Origin of the sequence: Vreelandella titanicae BH1 (assembly GCF_000336575.1) — a bacterium.
Lineage (GTDB): Bacteria > Pseudomonadota > Gammaproteobacteria > Pseudomonadales > Halomonadaceae > Vreelandella > Vreelandella titanicae.
Window position 1 is genome coordinate 1 of the sequence record NZ_AOPO01000037.1, and the last position, 1823, is coordinate 1823.

Annotated in this window: 1 protein-coding gene; it reads right to left on the minus strand. The window is 59.1% G+C overall.

Translation table 11 applies throughout. The features are described 5' to 3' along the window. Positions 1-1823, minus strand: a 1823-nt coding sequence (locus tag HALTITAN_RS25160) for an Ig-like domain-containing protein (protein ID WP_039860951.1), incomplete at both ends; no start/stop codon positions are given.

The window sequence follows — 1823 nt, forward strand, 5'->3', positions numbered from 1 at the left end:
AGGCTCGGGTTCAGGTTCAGGCTCGGGTTCAGGCTCAGGTTCAGGCTCAGGTTCTGGTTCTGGTTCAGGCTCGGGTTCAGGCTCGGGTTCAGGCTCAGGTTCAGGCTCAGGCTCAGGCTCAGGCTCAGGCTCAGGTTCTGGCTCCGGTGCTGCTTCCACCGTAAAGGTCACAGTTCCAGAGACCCTTTCCACACCATCCTCGCCACCATCAGCCAGGGTAAAGTCAAAGCTGGCATTGCCCGCACTGCTGCCCGCGGTAAATGTCACCAAGCCATTGTCGATGTCTTGCTGGGTAAACGTCTCGCCTGCGGCTAAGGCGGTACCATCGAGCAATAACGTACCGGACGTTGGCAGGGTGTTCAGTGTATAAGTGAGCTCATCGCCAGCATCATCCGGATCGCCTTCATTCAGGTTGGCCGTCGTTAATGTGACGCTACGGCCGGCTTTTACGCTGGGGCCTGTGTTGGTGGCGATGGTAGGTGCATTATTGACGCCTTCCACTGTCACGCTAAGGGTGGACGTGCTGGTATTGCCTGCGGTGTCTTGAATGTCGACGGTGACATCGGTGGTAAGCGTGTCACCGTGGGCAAGGGCTTCAAACTCGCCATTGGGGTCGAAGCTAGCCGTGCCATCGGCTTCGATAATAAAGCGCCCGCCGTTGCTGCCCGCCACCGCGCTACTCAGGGCATCGGCACGGTCATTCACAGCGGTGATAGGGGCCGTGTCGTCTGCGCCTGTGTCGTTATCGGTGAGCTTGTCGCCTGCTCCGTTAACGTTGGTTAGCAGGGTCTCCCCCGCGTCTTCGCGGACCGTGGCTGTCGTGTCGTCATTGGCGGTGGGCGCGGTGGTATCCAGGGTTAGCGCAAGATCCGCAGACGCACTGCTGGTATTACCTGCGCTATCGCTAACCAGCGTATCGATCGTGTTGAGGCCTTCGCTCAGATCGCCTTCGGTCAAGGTGAAGGCCCAGTCACCGCTGCCATTGGCGGTGGCGCTACCCACGCTGATGCCGTCGACCCGTATTGTAACGCTGGCTCCCGCTTCGGCCCCGGTGCCGGTCAGGGTGGGCGTTGTGTGGTGGGTGAGATTATCGCTATCGCTCACACCGCTATCGGAATCAGCTGCTAACGTGGGTGCTGGGGTAGCCGCGGGCGAGTTGGCATCAACTGCCAGCTCAGCACTATCGGCAAGGTTTTGACCGCTGGGCAGCGTAGCAAGGTTCGCCGCAATGCCGTTATCATGGGCGACCAGCGTGGCACCGCCGGTCAGGGTTAGCGAGTCGACGTTAAGCCCCGTAGTGTCGGTCTCACCCTCTTGCACCGTATAGCGGCCACTAAACTGCGTTTGATTAGCGGCGTCACTATTGGTGAGAAGGATCGTGGCGCCGGTGTTGAGCGTAGCCGTTAGCGCGCCGCCGTTGGCAGTAAAGTCGACCGCTTTATCGAACGTCACGGTGATATCAATGCTGCTGCCTACCGCAAAGGTGCCGTCGGCGGTGGGCGAGGTCATCGCCTGAATAACTGGGCTGGTGGCGGTCACCACGCTGAAGAGGTCGTTTTGTGTTACGGCGGCAAGCGTATTGCCCGCCGCATCCTGAGCATTGCTGACTTCCACGTCTATGTCATTGGTCACTTCATCGGCATCGGCAGTGTCAAAGGTGGCGATATAGGTGGTGGCATTCTCCCAGTTGCCCGCGTTAAACGTCAGGGTGTTGCTGAGATCTGCCGTTGGGAAGTCGATCGTCGGATCAACGCCCGTATCCATCGCTTCGTTGAAGTTCAGCGTCAGGGTAAAACGACCGCTGCCTATTTGATCATCAGTGA